Source organism: Candidatus Polarisedimenticolaceae bacterium (assembly GCA_036376135.1).
Taxonomy (GTDB): domain Bacteria; phylum Acidobacteriota; class Polarisedimenticolia; order Polarisedimenticolales; family DASRJG01; genus DASVAW01.
The window spans coordinates 1-19,824 of record DASVAW010000107.1 but is presented as its reverse complement, the minus strand read 5'-3'; the positions used below and the strand labels follow the sequence as shown (position 1 = coordinate 19,824).

General features: G+C 72.4%; 16 protein-coding genes. 5 read left to right on the top strand and 11 right to left on the bottom strand.

All coding sequences use genetic code 11. From position 1 onward, the window contains the following. Positions 1 to 37: 37 nt before the first annotated feature. The 6 genes from VF139_10860 to VF139_10835 are packed head-to-tail and all read right to left on the bottom strand — an operon-like array spanning position 38 to position 3,584. Entirely contained in the window at positions 38 to 862 is an 825-nt protein-coding gene (locus VF139_10860) for an alpha/beta hydrolase (protein ID HEX6851891.1), read from the bottom strand. Then, positions 859 to 1,491: a hypothetical protein gene (locus VF139_10855; protein ID HEX6851890.1), complete on the bottom strand. Its 633-nt coding sequence runs from the start codon at positions 1,489 to 1,491 to the stop codon at positions 859 to 861. The genes VF139_10860 and VF139_10855 overlap by 4 nt, the downstream gene beginning before the upstream one ends. Before the next feature lie 4 nt (positions 1,492 to 1,495). Continuing rightward, the gene (locus VF139_10850; protein ID HEX6851889.1) at positions 1,496 to 1,960 is read right to left on the bottom strand and encodes an RES domain-containing protein; all 465 of its coding nucleotides are present in this window, start codon (positions 1,958 to 1,960) and stop codon (positions 1,496 to 1,498) included. Then, positions 1,957 to 2,445 carry an antitoxin Xre-like helix-turn-helix domain-containing protein gene (locus tag VF139_10845; GenBank protein HEX6851888.1) on the bottom strand — a complete coding sequence of 163 codons (489 nt, stop codon included), beginning with the start codon at positions 2,443 to 2,445 and terminating at the stop codon, positions 1,957 to 1,959. The genes VF139_10850 and VF139_10845 overlap by 4 nt, the downstream gene beginning before the upstream one ends. A 48-nt stretch (positions 2,446 to 2,493) precedes the next feature. After that, entirely contained in the window at positions 2,494 to 2,913 is a 420-nt protein-coding gene (locus VF139_10840) for a Rieske (2Fe-2S) protein (protein HEX6851887.1), read from the bottom strand. After that, positions 2,910 to 3,584: a glutathione S-transferase family protein gene (locus VF139_10835; GenBank protein ID HEX6851886.1), complete on the bottom strand. Its 675-nt coding sequence runs from the start codon at positions 3,582 to 3,584 to the stop codon at positions 2,910 to 2,912. Before VF139_10835 ends, VF139_10840 begins: the two co-directional genes overlap by 4 nt. Positions 3,585 to 3,638: 54 nt before the next feature. On the opposite strand from VF139_10835, the gene VF139_10830 reads away from it, so the two are divergent. Then, positions 3,639 to 4,871 (top strand): alpha/beta hydrolase-fold protein, encoded by a 1,233-nt coding sequence (locus tag VF139_10830; GenBank protein HEX6851885.1) that lies wholly within the window; start codon positions 3,639 to 3,641, stop codon positions 4,869 to 4,871. Here VF139_10830 and VF139_10825 read toward each other — a convergent pair. The 3 genes from VF139_10825 to VF139_10815 are packed head-to-tail and all read right to left on the bottom strand — an operon-like array spanning position 4,847 to position 14,541. After that, positions 4,847 to 6,670, bottom strand: coding sequence for a S9 family peptidase (locus VF139_10825; GenBank protein HEX6851884.1), 1,824 nt, complete (start codon positions 6,668 to 6,670; stop codon positions 4,847 to 4,849). The genes VF139_10830 and VF139_10825 overlap by 25 nt on opposite strands. Before the next feature lie 27 nt (positions 6,671 to 6,697). Further along, entirely contained in the window at positions 6,698 to 8,932 is a 2,235-nt protein-coding gene (gene pbpC, locus VF139_10820) for a penicillin-binding protein 1C (GenBank protein HEX6851883.1), read from the bottom strand. After that, positions 8,929 to 14,541, bottom strand: coding sequence for an MG2 domain-containing protein (locus VF139_10815; GenBank protein ID HEX6851882.1), 5,613 nt, complete (start codon positions 14,539 to 14,541; stop codon positions 8,929 to 8,931). Before VF139_10815 ends, pbpC begins: the two co-directional genes overlap by 4 nt. A 41-nt stretch (positions 14,542 to 14,582) precedes the next feature. Between VF139_10815 and VF139_10810 the strand changes: the two genes are divergently transcribed. Genes VF139_10810 through VF139_10800 form a run of 3 tightly spaced genes read left to right on the top strand, consistent with a single transcriptional unit; the run spans position 14,583 to position 18,006 of the window. Continuing rightward, complete coding sequence (locus VF139_10810; protein HEX6851881.1) at positions 14,583 to 15,548, top strand: FAD-dependent oxidoreductase; 966 nt, start codon at positions 14,583 to 14,585, stop codon at positions 15,546 to 15,548. An 11-nt stretch (positions 15,549 to 15,559) separates the two neighbouring features. After that, positions 15,560 to 17,539 (top strand): dehydrogenase E1 component subunit alpha/beta, encoded by a 1,980-nt coding sequence (locus VF139_10805; GenBank protein ID HEX6851880.1) that lies wholly within the window; start codon positions 15,560 to 15,562, stop codon positions 17,537 to 17,539. After that, on the top strand, positions 17,533 to 18,006 hold the full coding sequence (locus VF139_10800) for a TspO/MBR family protein (protein ID HEX6851879.1): 474 nt from the start codon (positions 17,533 to 17,535) through the stop codon (positions 18,004 to 18,006). Before VF139_10805 ends, VF139_10800 begins: the two co-directional genes overlap by 7 nt. 2 nt (positions 18,007 to 18,008) lie before the next feature. On the opposite strand, the gene VF139_10795 is transcribed toward VF139_10800, so the two are convergent. Together VF139_10795 and VF139_10790 are read right to left on the bottom strand one after the other, a co-directional pair. After that, positions 18,009 to 18,191, bottom strand: a complete 183-nt coding sequence (locus tag VF139_10795) for a PspC domain-containing protein (protein HEX6851878.1) — start codon at positions 18,189 to 18,191, stop codon at positions 18,009 to 18,011. Between the two features lie 32 nt (positions 18,192 to 18,223). Then, on the bottom strand, positions 18,224 to 18,937 hold the full coding sequence (locus VF139_10790; GenBank protein HEX6851877.1) for an energy transducer TonB: 714 nt from the start codon (positions 18,935 to 18,937) through the stop codon (positions 18,224 to 18,226). A 314-nt stretch (positions 18,938 to 19,251) separates the two neighbouring features. On the opposite strand from VF139_10790, the gene hisG reads away from it, so the two are divergent. Next, positions 19,252 to 19,824, top strand: a 573-nt coding sequence (hisG, locus tag VF139_10785; protein ID HEX6851876.1) for an ATP phosphoribosyltransferase, incomplete at its 3' end; no start/stop codon positions are given.

Here is a 19,824-nt window from a genome sequence, read left to right as displayed (position 1 = left end):
TCCAGGGTCGGCGGAGGATCGCACAACTCGCCCCTCTTCAGGCCGCCGCGCGCACCACCCCGGCCCCGGCGAGGAACTCCAGGACCTCCCCCCAGGCCCTCGGGCAGTCGTTGTGATCGCACTCGAGCGGGACCAGGCGCGCCCCCGGCACGGCCGCGGCGAGGCGCTCGCCGTGCTCGAAGGGGGCGATCGTGTCGTGGCGGCCGTGGATCACCAGGAGCGGCCCGCGGCAACCCCGCAGCGCGGCGAGGTTGTCGAAGGGGTCGCGCACGAGGAACCCCGGCGCGAGGAAGCGCCGCGCGAAGACGCGCGCGCTCGTGAATGCCGACTCGAGGACGATCGCCGCGACGGGGCGTCGTGCCGCCAGGCGCGTCGCCGCACCTCCTCCGATCGACCGGCCGTGCGCGACGATCCGTGCCGGGTCGATCCCGGGCTGCACCACGAGCCAGTCGTACGCGGCAAGGACGGCGGCGGTGATCGATTCCTCGCTCGGCGAGCCCGGAGCGCTCCCGTAGCCGGGGTACTCGGGGACGACGATCGCCATGCCGGCGCGTCGGAGGGTCTCGAACTCGTGGAGGGTCCACTCGGCCCGTTCGGCATTGCCGTGCGTGTAGACGACCGCCGGAACGGCCCCTTCGCTCGCGGCGAGCGGCGGGAGGAACCACGCCTCCACCGGCCCCGTGGCGGAGGTCAACGCCACGCGGCGGGCCCCGTCCGGAGCCGTTCCGTTCCACGGACCACGCGGCGCCGGGTACATCACGCCGCGCTGCATGAAGAACAGGAAGGCGTAGTAGAGGAAGACGCCGACTCCGACGGAGGACGCGACCCGGAACAGCGTCTGCCGAGTCTCGGGGTCGATCACCAACCGCCTCCGGATCCCCGCTCGAGCACCGACCACACCCCCTGCCCCAGCCAGAACAACCCCACGATCCGGAAGACCCAGAAGGTCTTGTTCACACCGAGGAGGAACAGGTTGTGGACGGGGAAGTCGATCGCGGGCTCCCGAGACAGGAACCGGCCCAGGGGCCAGGCGAACGACAGCGTCACGACGGCGAGGGCGATCGGGATCTTGAAACCCCACGCCGCCGCCCCGAGCGGGACGATCGTCCATCCGGCGATCGCGACGAGGGCGTTGAGGAGGTAGAGGGCGACGGGGACGAGGATCAGGAGCGCGAGAAGCGGCTTCGCCGTCGCGACGACGTGTGCGAAGGCGTGGAGGTCGTCGCGATGATCCTCGGTGCAGGTGCGCGCGGCGATCGTCGCCCCCTTCGACGCGAAGTTCGCGTCGACGGACGCTCCGGAGCGCCCGCACCAGAAGCAACGGGCCGATAGGTGACGCTCCATCCACGGCCGCGCGACGAACCGGTGCGCGAGCATGATGGCGATCCCGCCGAGGACGCTCGCGGGGAGGCCGAGCGGCATCCGCAGGTAGAGGACGAGCACGAGGGGGATGAAGAGGAAGAGGAGGAGGCCCTGGAGGGCGAGGGACATCGCCTCACCTCCGTCGGAGGCGAGGATCGATCGTCAGGACTTCGCCCGAACCGACCGCCAGACCCGCGAACCGTGGATGCGCCGGGTTGAGGACGAAGTTCCACGAGCGCGGAACGACCGCGCTCGGCACGCGGAGGACCGGGAGGCGCGCGCGGTCGAGCCAAGCGTCGCCGAGCGCTCGATTCGCCGCCGGCGCGACCGGCGCCCTCCAATCGCGGGGAAGGAGGCCTGCTTCGACCGTCTCCATCTCGTCCTCGTCGAAGCTCACGGGGACGACCTCGTAGCTCGGGAGTAGCGTGAGCGGCTCGTGCACGAAGACCTCGAGCAGCGCGAGGGCGATCGAGTCGGCGACGTAGACCGCCCGGTGCCCCGCACTCGTCCAGCGACCGCCCCCGAAGGAGGCACCTTCCCCGTCGAAGGCGGAGGGAGCGTAGCGCGGATGGACGACGCGCCACGCGGTAAGCGTCACGGAAACACCCCGTGCGCGAGCTGGTGGATCAGCGTCTCGACGGCGCGCGTTCCGACCTCCGTCCGCACCGCGTCGAGGGGGCGGACGTACCCCAGGCCGCGGATCTCGGACTTCCACCACTGCCGCGCGGAGTCGAGGTGGCCGTCGAAGAGATCGACCGTCGCCGCGAAGACCCGGGAGACCCGGACGAGCCGGTCGGACTCGTCGGTCGTCAGCCGTCCCTGCGCTCGTCGTCGCGCGAGCGTGCGAACGGGAATCCCGAGGGGGATCGCGAGCTCGGTCGCGGTGACCGCGAGGTTGTCCTGGAGGCGCGCGAAGGCGGTGAACGGGAGCCCCGTGCTCAGTTCCCGGACGAGTGCGGCGTCGGGCTTCCCGCTCATCCCCAGGAAGGCGACGTAGGGGTTCTCGAGGCGCGGCTCCCCGACGGAGAACCGCCGATATCGATCGGCATCGGACTCGTGGTTCGAGGAGCGCGAACGGGCCATGACGACCTCCTGCCAGATGGCGTAACTATATACGCCGAATGGCAGGGGTCAATCCGCTTCCTTCTTCTTGAAGAACCTCTCCGGGTCCCAGCCGAGCCACTCCGGCTCGTCCTCTTCCGGTCGCGGGGCCTCCGGAGGCGGCGCCTCCGGCTCCGGAGCCCGCAGCCAAACCTCGCCCTGCTCGACCTTCACGTCGAAGACGCGCACCTTCGCCCACGGGCGGAGCGGGCACTGCCCGGTCTCGACCGAGTACCGCCACTCGTGCCACGAGCACTGGACCTCGTCTCCCGCGACGAACCCCGCCGCGAGGGAGGCGCCCATGTGCGGGCACTTGTCGTCGAGGGCGATCCAGCGCCCCTTGTGACGGAACACCGCCACCGTCGCGCCGTCGCACGGGACGGCGCGGCCGCGCCCCTCGACCCAGAGCTCGGCGCGGCCGACCGCGACCCACTTCCCCGCGTCGCTCATCCCTGGATGCGCAGCGGCTCCTTGGGTTTCGACGCGTCGTACGCCGGGCGCTCGACGATGCGCGCGCGCCAGGCGGCGAGGTTCGGGTACCGCTTCGGGTCGGGGAGCACGCCCAGGAGCTCGAGCGTCCCGGTGAGCGCGGGGGCGAGGGTGATGTCGGCGAGGGTGAACTGCGTCCCGCCGAACCAGGCCTTGTCGCCGAGCTCGGCCTCGAGCCGGGCCAGGTGGTCGTGGACTTTCGTGCGCGAGGCCTCGAGCGCCCTGTGGTCGACCTGGGACTCGGGCTTGCGCACGAGCACCGGGGGCCTGTACTCGAACAGCGAGGCCCGGTATTCGCGCAGCGCGGCGTAGAGGTACTGATCGGTCGTGTCTTCGAGGAGGCGCATCCGCGCGCGCGCGAAGGGCTCCTTCGGGAGCAGCGCCGGCTCGGGGTGGACGTCCTCGAGGTACTCGCAGATGACGGTGGATTCGTAGAGCGTGCGCCCGTCCTCGACCTGCAGGACGGGGGTGAGGCGGTAGGGGTTGAGCTTCGCGAAGCCGGGGTCGTCGGCCTTGTTCAGGGGGACGATCCCCTCGTAGGGGATCCCCTTCTCGGCGAGGACGAAGCGGACCTTCCATCCGAAGGGGGATCGATCGAGGTGGTAGAGCTTGACCATGACGGCGCCCTCCATGCGACGTTGCGAGTATAGAACCGGGGCGAGCGCATCGCCGGTAGACTGGCGCGGATGAAACGACTCGCCGTGGTTCCGATGCTGCTGGTTTCCATCGCGTGCGCGGGAGCGCGTCGCACGCCGGCCCCGGCGCCGGCCCCCTTCGACGCGAGCCCCGCCGGGTTCGAGCGCTGGGTCGCCGCGCTCGGCGCGATGGATCCGGAGGCGCGACGGCGCGAGGTGGACGCGCGGCTCGACGCGACGGTGACGACGCCCCTGGTCGACCGGGAGCGCGCGGTTCTCTTCTGGCGCGGCGAGGCGAATCGCGTCCAGTGGATCGGGGACGCATCGCAGTGGGACGAGGACAAGGCCCCGGACCTCGCGCGCGTCGAGGGGACCGACCTGTGGTGGCTCGCGGCGCCGCTCGCGTACGAGGCCCGGCTCGACTACAAGTTCCTGCGGAACGGCGAGGAGTGGATCCTCGATCCGCGCTGCCTGCGCCAGGTAGTCGGCGGGTACGGACCCAATTCCGAGCTCCGGATGCCGGGGTACGTCCCGCCCCCCGAGCTCGGCCCGCAGCCTTCCGGCCTGTTCGTGTGGGAGGGGTACGTCGCCGACCTCGAGATCGAAAGCGCCGTCCTCGGCGAGAAGCGTCCCTATGCGATGTACGTCCCGGGCGGGTACAAGAGCCCCGCGGGGATGCGGACGTTGTGGTTTCTCGACGGGAAGGACTACCTGGACTTCGCCGATGCCTGGCGCACCCTCGACGTGTTGATCGCGCGCGGCGACATCCCGCCGGTCGTCGCGGTCTTCGTGCCGCCGGTGCGGCGGATGGAGGAATACGACGTCGGCGGGGACGCCTTCCTGAAGTTCTTCACCGAAGAGCTCGTCCCGTACGTGCGCGAGCGGTACGGCCTCAACCGTGCCCCGGAGCTGAACGTCGTGATCGGCCCGTCGATGGGGGCGCTCGGGGCCGCGCGCCTCGCCCTCGCCCGACCCGACCTCTTCGGGAACGTGGTCGGCCAGTCCGGCGCGTACCACCGGGGGGACGACGCCGTGATCCGCGACGTTCGCGAAGGGCCCAAGCGCGACGTGAGCTTCCATCTCGCCGTCGGCACCTACGACCGCCTGCTCGAGCCCCAGCGCCGCTTCGCCGCCGCGCTGAAGGAGCGCGGCTACGACGTCACGACGCACGAGGCCCCGGACGGGCATTCGTGGGGATTCTGGCGGGCGGAGCTCGGTCGGGCGCTGACGCGGCTGCTCGGGAGGAATCCCGACGAGCCTTACGATGCGGGCTCCCCGAGGTGACGCTCGAGGAACGATTCGACGGTGCGGTAGAGCTCGAAGAGGTTCTCCTCGTTCCGGAAGCCGTGCCCCTCGTCGTCCTTCACGAGGTACTCGACCGCGACGCCGCGCCCGCGTAACGCGGCGACGATCTGGTCGGACTCCTCCTTGCGGACGCGGGGATCGTTGGCGCCCTGCACCACGAGCAGCGGCACGCGGATCCGGTCGGCGTGGAAAAACGGCGAGGTCGCGCGGAAGCGCTCGGCGTCGCGCTCGGGGTGGCCGACCATCACGTGCATCATCTCGAGGTACGGCTTCCAATACGGCGGGATCGCGGCAAGCCACGTGAAGAGGTTCGACACGCCGACGTAGCTGATCCCGCAGGCGTACAGCTCGGGGTGTTTCGTGAGTCCCGACAGCGCCGCGTAGCCGCCGTAGCTCCCGCCGTAGATCGCGACCCGCGCAGGGTCGGCGATCCCCTCGGCGACCGCCCACGCGACGGCGTCCGCGATGTCGTCCTGCATCGCGAGCCCCCACTGGCCGAAACTCGCCTCGAGGAACTTCCGCCCGTATCCGGTCGATCCGCGGAAGTTCACCTGCAACACCGCGAAGCCGCGGTTCGCGAGGAACTGGATCTCCGGGTCGAATCCCCAGCCGTCGCGGTGCCAGGGGCCGCCGTGGGGGTTCACGACGAGGGGGAGCCCCTTCGCCTCGCGCGCCGCGGGCAGCGTCAGGTACCCGCGAAGCGGCAGGCCGTCGCGGGAGGTGAAGGCGACGGGGCGCATCTCCGCCATCTCGGCCGCGCGAAGCCACGGCGACGCGTCGAAGAGCTTGCGCAAAGTGCCCGCCGGCGCGTCGTAGAGCCAATACGCGCCGCGCGTGCGGTCGCTCGTCGCGTGGACGATCCAGCGATTCTCGTCGCGGGAGGTCGACGCGATCGCGTTGAACGTGTCGGGGAGTCGCTCGTCGATGCGCCGCTGAATCCCGAGACGCTTCTCGTCGAAGAACACGTAGCGGGGCTTGTCGGTCTCGAACAACACCCCGGTGACGGCCTTGCGCACCTTCGAGACGAGCAGGTGCGAGACGTCGACCTCGGGGTGCTCGAAGACCAGGCGCGTCTCCTTCCCCGCCGCGAGGTCGTATTCGAAGATCGCGCGGCGGTCGCGGCCGACGTTGGAGGAGACGAAGACGTTCCGGTTGTCGAAGGTGAACTTCAGCGGCTGCGCGGTCTCGCGGAAGTCGTAGGTGGCGACGGTCCGCCAGGGATCGGTCTCCGACTCCCGGAAGAGGATCGACGTGTTCACGCCGTCGGTCGTCGTCGCCAGGCGCAGGCGCCCCTCGTGGTCGGTGTACCAGCCCTGGACGTTCCCCGGGTTCTCGGCGATCGCCGTCATCGCGCCGGTGTTCACGTTCAGGCGGTAGACGTCGAAGACGTGCGGGTCGCGGCGGTTCATCTCGAAGAGGATCTCGCCGGGGACCTCCTCGAGATCGTCCACGACGCGGCACTGCACCCCTTCGAACGGGGTCAAGTCGAGCGGGTTCCCACCGTCGCGCGACACCGCGTGCAGCCGCCAGTTCTCGTCGCCTCCCGCGTCCTGCACGTAGACGATGCGGTCGTCGTCGGCCCAGAGAAAACCGGCGACGTCGCGCGCGCGGGCGTCGGTCACGCGTCGCTCGATCCCCGTGTCGAGGTCGAGCACGTGCACGTTGAGCCTGCGCTCCCATGGGGCGAGGAAGGCGAGGTGGCTCCCCGAGGGGGACAACTCGAACCCGGTGCGCTCGGGCTTGCGGAAGAAATCCTCGAGAGGGATACGTCGCGTCATGACGCCGGATCGTAGCAGAGCGCGCGGTCAGCCTCCGTACACCGTGAAGGTCACCGGGCGCGAGATCCGGCCGTCGGCGCGGGCCTCGATGCGGTGGGTCCCCGGCTCGAGCGTGAAGCGGACCGAGTACGGAGCCGCGGCCCGCGCGAGCTCGCGACCGTTGACGATCCAGACGACCTCGCGCGGATTCCCCGGCACCGCCGCGCGCAGCTCCACCGTCTGGAACCGCCGCGGCAGGTCGGCCGCGAGGAGGAACGCGTCCCCCTCGGCGGGGGCGGTGATCTCGGGCGGACCGCTCGCGCGTGCCACCGCAGGAGGATCGTTCTCGAGCAGGCCTTCCTTCGCCGCCCAGTCGAGGTACGCCGCGGGCCAGCGCACCGCGACGCGGCCGTCGTCGCGCACGCGGTGCCAGGAGCAGGGATCGTCGGGCCGCGATCCCGGCCGAAACCACTCCGCGACGCTTCGCGGGCAGGCCGACGCGGAGCGCATCCCCGACAACGCGCAGACCCGCGCGCGCTCGAGACCCGAGGAAGGGTCCGGGAGGCCGGGCTCGAAGTCCCGCGCCGCGACCTCCCGCCAGGCGAGCATCACCTCGTGCCAGACGCTCCCGGCTCCGGTGACTCCCGAGACGTTCCCCATCGGCGCGCGGTCGAAGCTCCCCGCCCACACGCCGACGACGACCTCGCTCGTGCCGCCGATCGCCCAGTTGTCGCGGAACCCCTCGCTCGTGCCGGTTTTCACCGCCGCAGGGAACGGCAGGCGCAGCACGCTCCACGCGCCGAAGGCCGGAGCGCGCGCCTCGGGGTCGGCGAGGATGTCGGCGACCTGCGCCGCCGCGGCTTCCGAAACCACGCGACGCGACTCGCCCGGCGTCCCCTTCAGCACCGACGCCCGCCGCCACCTCCCACCCCGAAGCAGCGAAGCGTACGCCGCGGTCAGCTCGTCGAGGCGGACCTCCCCGGCGCCGAGGGTCAGGCCGAGCCCGTACCACTCCGCGTCCTGCGCGAGGGTCGAGATCCCCGCCGCGCGCAGCGTGCGCAGCAGTTCGCCGGGACCGACGGCGTCGAGCACCACCGCCGCCGGAACGTTGACGGAGCAGGCGAGCGCGTCGCGCGCGCGGAGCGGGCCGTGGAAGGCGTCGTCGTAATTGCGCGGCACCCACGTCCCGTCGGGGGCGACGAACGCCCGCGGCAGGTCGGGGATCACCGTCGCCGGCGTGAATCCGCGGTCGAAGGCCAGGGCGTAGGTGAACGGCTTGAGCGCCGAGCCCGGCTGGCGCGGCGCGCGCGTGCCGTCGATCCCCGGCCCTTCGTGTCCGGAGCCCTCGAGGGCGAGCCAGGTCCCGTCCCGCACGTCGAGGACGGCGACGGCGACCGCGGTGACGCCGTGACCTTCCAGTCGGTGGAGCTGCCCGGCGGCGATGCGCTCGACGCGCCGCTGGAGCTCGAGATCGATCCCCGTCTCGACGCGCGCGCTCCCCGCGGGAGCCTCCTCGAGCGCACGTGCCACCGCCTCCGCGGCCTCGCTCCGGAACGGGTCGTCCGCGAGCACGATCGCTTCCGCCTTCGCGGCCTCGCGCGCCGCGTCGTCGATCCCCTCCATCCGGTCGAGAATGCGGTCGCGGCGCCGCCGGAGCCCCTCGAGGTCGCGTCGGGGGTTCTGCGCGGAGGGCGCGCGAGGGATCGCCGCGAGCAGCGCCGCCTCCGCCGGGGAAAGTTGCGACGCGGGCTTGCCGAGATAGGCGCGGGAGGCCGCTTCGTAACCGACGAGCCGGTTCCCCATCGGCGCGCGCGAGAGGTAGGCCTCGAGGATCGCGTCCTTCGACAACGCCCCCTCGAGGCGCACCGCGAGCGCCGCCTGGCGGACCTTCGCGGCGAGCCCGCGCGGCCTCGGATCGAGGATCCGCGCGAGCTGCATGGTGAGGGTCGACCCGCCGGAGACGACCGCCCCCGCGCGCGCGTTCTGCACGGCGGCGCGCGCGAGGGCGATCGGATCGATCCCGGGGTGCACGCGGAAACGACCGTCCTCGGCGGCGAGTACCGCGTCGCGTAGGTGCGGCGAAGTCTCGGCGAGCACGACCGGCAGGTACCGCGTGCCGTCGTCGTCCGGCACCGAGCGGAGCAGCCGGCCGTGACGATCGACGACCTCGACGGTCGGTCGCGGCGCCCTCGCGAGGAGGGGACCCGGCGCCGGCGCCAGCACCCACGGCGCCGCGGCGAGCAGCCCCACGCCGCCCGCGACGGCCAGCAGTCGCCGTCTCATTCGGCCGGCTCCACCCGGAACGTGCCGCCGGAGACGGTGCCGAAGATCTCGGGGGCGTACATCGCCTCGGCCCGGGCGGGGGCGACCGCGTACGTTCCCGGCGTCGTCGCCCGGCACGGGACGCGGTGCACCGTGCGTCCCATCGGCAGCTCGGTCGCGAACAGGGTCACGCGGTCGTCGTGCCGCTCGACGTGGTCGATCCCCGGCTCCCACCAGGGCCGCTCCTCCTCCGCCGCCGGTTCCGTCGAGGTCGTCGCGAGCCCCGGGTCGATCGCCTCGAGCCCCGCGGGGATCGGGACGTCGATCGCGACGTAACGCACCGGCCCCGTCGCCTCGATCGCGATCTCGAGGACGACCTCCTCCCCCGCGGCCGCCCGCATGGGAAGGCGCCGCTCGAGCTTCAGTCCCCGTGTGATCGCCGGGCGTTCCGAACGCGGGGCGTAACTCAGGATCGCGCCCGCGTGGACGGGGCCGCTCCCCGTCGTCTCGACGGTCAGCGCGAGCGTGCGGTCCTTCGCCTTCGCCGCGCGCTTCAGGAGCGACTCCATCGTCATGGACCCCGCGACCTGCTGCGCGGCGTCGCCGGAGAACCGTCCCTCCACCACGCGCTTGCCGTCCACGCGCGCCTCCGCCTCGCGCGGCCCGGCGCCCGCCTCGCGCACCTCGCGGTATCGCGCGAGCGCCTGGAGCGCCCAGGCGCTGTCGTGGGTCGTGCGCGAACCGCGCTTCGTCGTCTGCTCGAGGATCGACCGGGCGAGCTTGTCGGCGAGCTCGGGGTCGGTCTCGACGAGGAGCATCAGCACCGAGGCGTCCGCGCGACCGTCGCCGCCGAAGAACCAGTACGCCCACTCCGGGACGGGCTCCCGCAGCCGCGCCGCGCGCGCCTCGACGGCGAGGCGGCCGCGCACCTCCTGCGCGAGCACCCCCGCGCGCGGGTCCTTCGGGTTCGAGGCGAGCATCGTCCTCGCGAGGATCGCCCTCGCCCACGTCGGCCGCCCGTCGGCGCGCCGGTCGAAGAGGTCCTGGAAATACGCCGGCTCGGGACGCCCGAGCTTCTCGAGCGCGTGGAGCGCGGTCACCCGGGTCGTCCACCCGTCGCGCTCCCCGAAGCCGAACCCCCCGAGGCGGAGCAGCGCGGAGAGGTAGTCCCCCGCGCGCTTCAGCACCGCGGGGTCGACCGTGGCCCCGCCGCGCCGTGCCTCCACGAGCGCCCACGCGACGTACGGGGACAACGACTCCCAGCTGCGATCCCCCGACGTCCACAACGCGAACCCGCCGTCGGGACGCTGGAAGGTGGCGAGGCGATCCGCGAGCGACTGGAGGTCGGCCCCGAACGCCTCGTACCCGAGCCGCTTCGCGGCGACGAGGCCGAGCACCTTCGAGGACGTCTGTTCCGCGCAACCGTAGGGGTAGTCCGCGAGCCAGCGCCACGCGGCGATCGACTCGAGGAGGACCGACGATGCGAGCCGCACCTCGAGCCCGCCGGCGGACGCGAACACGTCGTCGGGAACCCGAACGCGCTGATCCGCCTTCCCCTCGACCGCGAAGAACGTCGCCGACGTCTCCGTCGGCGCGACGGCGACGACCGGGAGCACGACCTCCATCGCGTCGCGCTCGGCGCCCGCCGTCGCCTCGAAACGCAGCCTCGCCTCCCCGGGCGCCGCGGCCGTCCAGGCGAAGGGCACCTCGACCGAGCCTCCCGACGGCACGCGCACCCTGCGCACGGCGTCGCCCTCGATCGCGAGCGGTCCCGCGGCGACCGAAGCCGTCACCTCGAACTCCGCGTCGGCGGCGGTGCGATTGCGCGCGACGACCCCCGCCTGGGCGCGATCTCCCGGGCGCAGGAACCGCGGGAGCGCGGGCTCGACCCCGATCGGCTTCGTGACGCGGAACTCGGACTCGCCGGTCCCGAAGAGCTCGTCGCCGCCGACCGCGACCGCCATCAGGCGATAAGTCGTCAGGCTGTCGGGAACGGGGAAGTCGACGACGGCGGTCCCGTCCTCGCCCGTGACGAGGTCGCCGCGCCAGACCGCCAGCGCGCGGAAGTCGCGGCGCAGCGCCTGTTCCCCGGGGTCGCGCCCGCCGCCGCCGCCGGCCTTGTCCCCCTTCGTCCCGTACGAGCGACGGCCGATCAGCCGCGTGCGCGACTCCGCCGTCGTGACGCCGAGCCCCTGCCTCTCGAAGAAGACCTCGACGAGGTCCGGGGCCCGGTAGCCGCTCAGCGCGAGCACCCCGGCGTCGACGGCCCACAACGTGACCGCCGCGCGGCGGGGACCGCCGTCGTCCCCCGCGACCTTCACCTTCACCGACGCGATCTGGCCGGGGCGGTACTCGTCCTTCACCGCCTTCGCCTCGACCGCGAGCCTGCGCCCCTGCGGCGGGACCGTGATCTCCGCGTAGCCGATCCGGTACTGCGGCCGCCCCGGATCGATCGCCTCGGCGGAGGCCGACGCCTCGACCCGCCCGCGCATCAGCACGACCGAGACGAAGACGTTCGGGGCGTAGGCGTCGAGCACGGGGATCTCGACGACCGGCATCGTCCCTTCGAGGGTCTGCAGGCGCGCCTCGATCACCCCCGCCCGCTCGATCGTCACGAGGGCGTGCGCCTTCTCCCACGGCGACTTCACCAGCAGCCGCGCCGTCTCGCCGGGAGCGTAGACCTGCTTCTCCGCGACGATCTCGATGCGGTTCTCGCGGTCGCGCCGCCACGGCGTGAACCCGGGGCCGAGGACGTAGAACGGCGCGCTCGCGGCGACCGCGTTTCCACGCGCGTCCTTCGACCGCGCGACGACCGCGTATTCGCCCCCCTCCGCGAGGTCGAAACGAACCTCGACCGGGGCCTGACCGGACTCGACCGTCGTCTCGGCGAGCTTCTCGACGACCGGCCGGGACTCGTAGGCGAATCGCCCGACGGCGTCCCGGCGCCGCACGCTGTCCCAGCGGCGCCGCTCGAGGGCGACCACGAGCTCGCGCCCCGCGACCGCGTTTCCCGACGGGTCGACGGCGGCGACCTCGAACGTCGCGGGCTTCGCCTCGAGGAAATACGGGGGGCGCCGAACCGCCGCGAGGAACTCGCCGGGGAGCACGTCCACCCCCGTGCGCGAGGCGGAGGTCTGACGGTCGACGTCCTCGACCTCGGCCTCGATCGTCAGGCGCGCCGGGCGGGTCGATACGCCCTCCGCGCGCGCGATCGCGACCGCGAGCCGTCCCTGCGCGTCGAGAACCCCCTCGCCCTGGGCGATCACCCGCTCCCCCGACGACGGCGCCTCGAAATCGTCGAAGGCGTCGGCGACGAACGACCAGCCGTCCCAGGCGTTCCCCTCCGGGCGCCACCACGACGGCTCGCTGCGCACGACCCACCGCGCCGCCGCCCCGCGCATCGGGCCGCCGGCGAGGAAGGCCCCCTCGATCCCGGCGGCGACCTCGTCCCCCGCGATCACGCGACGCGCCGGGGCGTCCACCGACACGCGGAACTTCGGGCGACGGAACTCGGCGACGCGGAACGCTCCCGAGACGAACGTCCCCTTCGCCTCCACGGTCCAGAAGCCGAGCGAGGCTCCCGCCGGGACCTTGACCTCGGTCTCCGCGAGCCCCCACGCGTCGACCGGCGCGGTCGAGGTCGCGACCTCCGCCCCGCGCGCGTCGCGAACGAGGAAGGCGACCTCCTTCGCGGCCGGGCGGCGAAGTCCGGAGTCGCTGCGGTCGCGAAGGACCGCCTTCACGTGGACCGACTCTCCCGGGCGGACGACCCCGCGGTCGGTCCAGATCGTGCCCTCGACCGGCTTCTCGTCGCGCCAGTCGACGGGGAGGTTGAACTCCCAGCCCCGGTGCCCCTCGGACCAGCTCGCTCTCGTGTAGGCGAGATCGTCCCCCTGCCTCGCGGTGACGACGAAGACCTTCTTCGGGTCGAGGTCGGTCGCCGTGCGCGCGAGGCCGCGCGCGTCGGTGCGGCCGCGCCACATCACGGCGTTGTCCTTGTCGCGCAGGGTGATCTCCGCCCCCTCGACCGGCATCGCGTCGCGAAGGCGGGTCGCCCACACGAGCGTCCCCGCACGCACGCTCGACTTCACCGTGAGCCCGATCCCCGTGACCTGCGTGATCGCCGTCCTGGGCTCGCGAAGCCGGGCCCCCTCGTTCGCGTCGAACTCCGAGTCGGGCACGACGCCGTTCACCGCGAGCGTCGATCGGACGATTCCGGGCCGGCCGCGAAGCACCGCGTCGAGGTCGAGGGCGATCGTGCGCCACCGGTCCTGCGGGACCTTCGTCTGCACCGCGGCCGCCCCGGAGCCCGGCGCCTGCTCGGGCGCCTGGAGCGCGGCGACGAGGTCCTCCTCGGCGATCGCGCGATGCTCCACCCGGTAACTCGTGACGTTGAGGACGCCGACGGGGATCATGCGCGGCCCGTCGGACTCGAGCACGCCCTGCGCCTCCACGACCTGCAGGCGCGGCGCGAAGTGCGCGGTCTCGAACGACCCGCACCAGGGGAAGCCCAGGGTCCGCCCCCAGGCGTCCTTCATCCCCGCCTCGACGCACAACGTGTACCGCCCGCCGCCCTGGACGTCGAACGGATCGAGACGGAGGATCGGCTCGGCCCAGGTCCAGTACCACGCCGCCTCGGCCGGGACCGGGTTCACGACCTTCCCGGAGGCGTCGCGCAGCGTGACCCGCTCCACCGCGTCCGCCCAGCGCACCGGCGAGGAGAAACGCACCGCCGTCGACTCGGGGTCGAACCCCTTCGCGCGCATCGCCGCCCGTCCCTCGATCGACGCCGGCCCGAACGGCCAGGGAGTGTCAAAGGTCGCGGACGCGGCGGCTCCCGGGTTGGGCCCTTCCGTCGATCGCACGCCCGCGGCGACGGCGAGCCTCAGCACCGCCGACTCCGGCCACGTCCCCAACGGGGAGACACGGAAGGCCCGCCCGTCGGTCCCCGCGATCGGCTCGACGCGCACCGCGACCTTCGGCTGCTTCGTCCCTTTCGCGGAGGCGACGAACGCCTCGTACGCCGCGAGTTGGTCGGGGGACAACTTCCGGCGCGCCGGCGCATCCAGCAGGCTCGCGGCCCCCGCGAGCGGTCGCGGCGTCGTGGAAGCCGCGATCGCCGCGGCCACGCTCGCCGGTTCCACCGGCTGGTCGAAGACCACCCGCAGCGCCTCGTCCGGGGCGATCGCTCCCCCCGTTCCGGTGTTCCCGGAGTCGAACGCCCACTCCGCCCAGGCGAGAAGCTCCGCGTCGGGAGGCCCCTGGGCGAGAAGCACCGCCCGCGGCGCGGGGGTGGAGAATTCGAAGGCGTACGGCGCGACCTCCGCCCCGACGGAGATCCGGAAGGTCGTCGCGCGCGGGAGCGGCTTCGCCGGCTCGCCGACGAGGGTCGAGGTCCCCGCCCAGCGCCACCTCACCTCCGCCTTCGGCTCCATCCGGAGCCACGCCGGCGGGGTGCCGGACGGGTCGGCCGCGCCGAGCGCGACGACGGCGCGGTCGAAGACGAGCTGGATCCGCGTCGCGTCGCCGGTCGCGGCGGTCACCCGCGGCGCGTCGGCGGCGAACGAAGGCGAACACACGATGGCGGGGACGATCGCGAGGATCGCCGCGAGGGGGCGAACGGATTTCATGGGTCCTCCGGCGGGTGTGTCGGCGCTAGGCTACCACCGCCATGAACGCCCCGCAGCCGCCGATCGTGGTCGTCGGCGCCGGCGTCGCCGGGCTTTCGACCGCACTCGTCCTCGCGCGCGAGGGGGTGCGGGTCCGCGTGATCGCGCGGGAGCGTTCGCCGCACACGACCTCCGACGTCGCCGCGGCGGTCTGGTACCCGTTCCGCGTCGGCCCTCCCGACCGCGCCCTCGCCTGGAGCCGCCGGACTCTCGAGGTCTTCCGAACCCTGCTCGGCATCCCCGAGGCGGGGGTCACGTGGCTGCCGGGGATCGACCTCTACCCCGACGCGGGGGCCGAGGAGCCCTGGTGGAAGGACGCGGTTCCCGCGTTCCGCCGCGCGGCGGCCGCCGAGCTTCCGCCCGGGTTCGGCGGCGGATTCGTCCTCGAGGCCCCCGTCGTACGCATGCCGGTCTACCTGAAGTGGCTCGAGGCCCGCCTCGCGTCGCGAGGCGTCTTCGTCGAGGAGCGCGAGGTCGACTCGCTCGACGCCTGTTTCGCGGAAGCGCCGGTCGTCGTGAACGCGACGGGACTCGGGGCGCGAGACCTCCTCGGCGACCGCGACGTCCGCCCGGTGCGGGGCCAGATCGTCCGCGTCGCCCCGGGCGGAGCGCGGCGCTTCGTCCAGGCCGACCACGGCCCGGGGGAGCTCGCCTACGTCATCCCGCGTCCCGACTGCGTGATCCTCGGCGGCACCCAGGACGAGGACGCCTGGGACACCTCGGTCGACCCCGCGGTCGCGCGGGGGATCGTGGCGCGCTGCGAGCAGCTCGAGCCCGGCCTGCGAGCCGCTCCCGTGGTCTCGCACGCGGTGGGGCTGCGCCCGTGGCGGCGCGAGGTACGCCTGGAGGCGGAGATCCGGCGCGACGGCACCCTCGTGCACAACTACGGGCACGGCGGCGCGGGGGTGACGATGAGCTGGGGGTGCGCGGAGGAGGCCGCGCGCCTGGTCCTTTCGGCCTTGCGCTAGGATTCCGGCCCATGCGCGAAGCCCCCGACGAGACCCGCGCCCTCGAGCTCTATCGCACGATCCTCCTCCCGCGGATGATCGAGGAGAAGATGCTCCTGCTCCTCCGGCAGGGGCGCCTGTCGAAGTGGTTCTCCGGCATCGGCCAGGAGGCGATCGCCGCGGGGGTCGTGACCGCCCTCGACAAGGACGACTGGATCCTCCCGATGCACCGCAACCTCGCGGTGTTCACGACGCGCGGCCTCGACCTCGTCAAGCTGTTCCACCAGCTCCTCGGAAAGGAAGGCGGGTTCACCAAGGGGCGCGACCGCACCTTCCACTTCGGGACCCTCGAGCACCGGATCGTCGGGATGATCAGCCACCTCGGCGCGATGCTCCCCGTCGCCGACGGGCTCGCCCTGGCGGCGAAGCTCCGCGGGGAACGACGCGTCGCCTGCGCCTTCACCGGCGACGGCGCCACGAGCGAAGGCGATTTTCACGAGGCCGTCAATCTCGCCGCCGTGTGGAAGCTCCCGGTGCTCTTCGTGGTCGAGAACAACCAGTGGGGGCTTTCGACCCCGACCGCCGAGCAGTACGCGTGCAAGGACATCGCCGACAAGGCGATCGGATACGGGATCCCCGGCGAAGTCGTGGACGGCAACGACGTCCTCGCCGTCGTCGACGCCGTCTCGCGCGCCGCGGAACGGGCCCGGAAGGGGGACGGCCCGACGCTTCTCGAGTTCAAGACCTTCCGGATGCGCGGCCACGAGGAGGCTTCGGGGACCGCCTACGTCCCGAAGCACCTCTTCGAGGAGTGGGGGAAGAAGGATCCGATCCTGCGTTACGAGGCGCACCTCGCCGAACGCGGGTTTCTCGACGAGACGGCGAAGGCGAGGATCCGTCTCGAGCTCAAGGCGCGGATCGACGGCCTCGTGGACGAGGCGTACGCGGCGGCCGATCCCGACTCGACGCCGGAGCGCGAGGTGGCCGACGTCTACGCACCTTCGAGCCTCGTCCCCGTCCCCCCCGCTCCCGACGCCCCGATGCGCGAGCTGCGTTACGTGGACGCGGTGAAGGACGCGATGCAGGTCGCGATGCGCCGCGACCCGAAGATCATCCTGATGGGGCAGGACATCGCGGAGTACGGCGGCGTCTTCAAGGCGACGGAGGGGTTCGCCGAAGAGTTCGGGCGGGAACGGGTGCGCAACACGCCGATCATCGAATCCGGTGCGGTCGGGTGCGCGATGGGGCTCGCGCTCGACGGGTTCGTGCCGATGATCGAGATGCAGTTCGGCGATTTCATCACCTGCGGCTTCAACCAGATCGTCAACAATCTCGCCAAGAACCACTACCGCTGGGGCGCGCGCGTCCCCGTCGTGATCCGGGCGCCGATCGGCGGCGGCACCGGCGCGGGGCCGTTCCACTCGCAGAACGTCGAGGCGTGGTTCACGCACGTCGCCGGGCTCAAGGTGATCGCCCCCGCCACGCCGTACGACGCGAAGGGGCTCCTGCTCTCCGCCTTCGAGGACGGAAACCCGATCCTCTACCTCGAGCACAAGCAGCTCTACCGCTCGGTGAAGGGGATGGTCCCCGAGGGGCACTACACCCTTCCGCTCGGGAAGGCCGCCGTCGTCCGCGAGGGCTGGGAGGCCACGGTCGTGACGTGGGGTGCCGGGGTGTCCTGGGCCGTCGAGGCCGCGAAGGAGCTCGCGTTCGAAGGGTACGAGGTCGAGGTGATCGACCTGCGCACGCTCCTGCCGTGGGACCGGGAGACGGTCGACGCCTCCGTGCGCAAGACGTCGAAGGTCCTCGTCCTGCACGAGGCTCCGATCACCGGCGGCTTCGGGGCGGAGGTCGCGGCGACGATCGCGCACGACTGCTTCCAGCACCTCGACGCGCCGGTCGAGCGCCTGGGCGGGCTCGACACGCCGGTCCCGTTCTCGAAGCACCTGGAGGAGGTCTTCTCCCCCAAGGCGCGGCTGGTGCCGACCCTCAGGACCCTGCTGTCGTGGTGAAGTCCGTCGGCGTGCTGTTCGTCTTCCTCGTCGCGGCGTTCTCGGCCGCCGCGATCGGCGGCCTCGCCACCGCGCGCGGCGTCGTCGAGTGGTATCCGACGCTCGCGAAGCCCACGTGGACGCCGCCGTCGTGGCTGTTCGGGCCGGTGTGGACCGTTCTCTACGCGACGATGGGGGTTGCGGCGTGGCTCGTGTGGCGCGCCGCGGGGAACTTCCGCTCCGCGCGGCGGGAGCTGGCGTTGTGGGGGATCCAGCTGACCCTGAACGCGCACTGGTCGATCGCGTTCTTCGGCATGCGCGCCCCGGGGGCGGCGCTTCTCAACATCCTGCTCCTGTGGCTCGCGATATCGGCGACGATCGTCGTCTTCCAACGGCGCTCGCGTCCCGCCGCATGGCTGATGGTCCCCTACCTGGCGTGGGTCACGTTCGCGACGGCGTTGAACGCGGCGATCTGGCGGCTGAACTGACCTCAGTCCTTCGGCATCACCAGCCACAGGATCAGGTACACCAGAATCCCGGGGAACGCCGCGGAGAGGATCGAGAGGACGACGTACAACACGCGGACCGTCGTCACGTCCCAGCCGATCCAGTCGGCGATCCCCGCGCAGACGCCTGCGATCATCCCTTCCTTCCGGACCAGCTTGCCTGCCATGCGGACCTCCTCCGCGAGGCAGTGTAGCGTCGTCAACGGATCTTGAACTCCACGACCGCATCGAAGTAGACGCGCACCGGTCGTCCCGACTGCAGCGCCGGGGTGTAGCGCCACCGCCTCACCGCGTCGGTCGCCGCCTCCACGAACAGCGGACTCGTCGCGCGCACGAGCGCGACCTCCTCGACCGAGCCGTCCGGGCCGATCACCGCGCGCAGGAGGACGGTGCCGGACAGTCCCATGCGCAGCGGGATCCTCGGGTACTCCGGGCTCACCTTCAGGATCAGTCGCGGCGGGGTCATCGTGCCGGTCACGTCGATCGGAGCCTCGTGCGACGATCCGGAATCGTCACCGGGAGGGCCGTCGCCCCAACCCGGACCTTCGGGACCGGTGCCGTGCCCTCCCGCGCCGTCGTAGGGACCGGGAACCCCCTGGAACGTCGGATCCCCCTTCAGATCGGTGTCGACCGGCGGTCCGGGGGGCTCGGGGCGCGCCGGCTCCGGCGTCGGGATCGGCTGCTGCAGCTCCCGCCGCGCGGGAGCGGGGCGCGGCGCCGCCCGGCGCGGCGCGGGCCGCCCCCCGCCGTCGAGGATCACGCGGTGCGGCGGCGTGCGGAAGACCAGCGGGAGCTCCGGAGGAGCGGGGGTCGCACCCAGCGACAGCCACGAGAGCAACGCGATCGTGCTCCCCGCGCCGAGATGAAGTCCCAGGGCCACTCCGAACGGACGGGCGAGGGTCGTGTCCGACATGGCGGCCTCCTTCCCTTGATGAGACCGACGATGCGACCGCGGGTTCCCGTGCGCCGTCCCCTTTCGAAACCCCCGCTGCATCCGCACCGTGATTTATCGGAAGTCAACCTCGCGCGGGTTGCCGGGCCCCGGATCGCTCGGTACCCTCTCCGACGTGAACTCGCTCCGGCACCATCACGCCCATCTCCTCCCCCATCCCGAGGGGACGGCGTGATCGTGCGGAACAGCTTGGTCTGACCCACGGACGCCGGCCCCGGGGCCGGCGTTCCCGTTTCAGGGGACAGGCTCCGGGGCCGGCGTCGAAGGAGCCCCGAATGACGCCCCTCCAGGATCGATCGAATCTGAAGCTGGCCCTCCCGAAGGGACGCATGCAGGAGGGGGTGTTCCGCCTCCTCGGCGACGCCGGCATCCGCATCCAGACGGGAGCCCGCGGCTACCGCCCCTCGGTGGCGTTCGAGGGGGTCGAGGCGAAGATCCTCAAGCCGCAGACGATCGTCGAGATGCTCCACCTTGGGACGCGCGACGTCGGCTTCGCCGGCGCGGACTGGGTCGCGGAGCTCGGCGGGAACCTCGTCGAGCTCCTGGACACCGGCCTCGATCCGGTCCGCCTCGTCGCCGCCGCTCCGGCCTCGCTGCTCGTGGAGGGCGCGCTGCCGTCGCGCCCGCTCGTCGTCGCCTCGGAATACGAGAGGCTGACGCGTGCGTGGATGCAGCGGCGCGCCCTCGACGCCACCTTCGTCCTCTCGTTCGGCGCCACGGAGGTCTTCCCCCCCGAGGACGCCGACGTCATCGTCGACAACACGGCGACCGGCGCCACGCTCAGGGCGAACGGCCTCGTCATCGTCGACGAGGTGATGCGCAGCTCGACCCGCCTCTATGCCAACGCC